A 502-nucleotide genomic window follows, 5' to 3' on the forward strand; every position below is an offset into this window, starting at 1 on the left:
TGACATAGCCCGTTGCCGCCACGAAAGCCGCGAACTGGGCATTGGTGACCTCGTGCGCGTCGATATCGAAACCGGGCGTGGTGACGGTCCGCTCGGGCCGTTCCTCCGGATTGCGCACCGGCCCGCCGATCACATACGCCCCGGCCGGAATGGCGACGCGCTCGCCCGGTGTCACCGGGCGACAGGCTTCGGCGTGCGGCGCGGGCGCGGAGGAGCCACCCGCGCCGCATCCCGCCAGCACACAAGCCAACACACAGGCCAGGCCCAGGACTGGCGGCAGGCGGGAGATCATCGCCAATGCGCGAACTCCACGGCATCCGACCCGGCCGGCAGCCGGATCACATCGCCGTCGCGGGCCAGGCGCACCGGCCCGTCAAACCGCGCCCGCGCCTCGCGCAGGAAAGCCGGCTCCATCAGCCGCGACGGCACCGGCGGCACGACATGGGTCAGCACGAGGGCGCCCGTGCCGCTGGCGGTCGCGGCCTCGGCGGCGCCGGCCGGC

Annotated in this window: 1 protein-coding gene and 1 pseudogene; both read right to left on the bottom strand. The window is 73.9% G+C overall.

Features of this window, described 5'->3' with window-relative positions; all coding sequences use genetic code 11:
• Window positions 1-292, bottom strand: a 292-nt coding sequence (locus PKF00_RS44440) for a formylglycine-generating enzyme family protein (protein WP_271223825.1), incomplete at its 3' end; no start/stop codon positions are given.
• Window positions 289-502: pseudogene (locus PKF00_RS44445) on the bottom strand (hypothetical protein); the annotation flags it as partial. The pseudogene PKF00_RS44445 and the gene PKF00_RS44440, both read right to left, overlap by 4 nt.

Source organism: Streptosporangium carneum, from assembly GCF_027922005.1.
Taxonomy (GTDB): Bacteria; Actinomycetota; Actinomycetes; order Streptosporangiales; family Streptosporangiaceae; genus Streptosporangium; species Streptosporangium carneum.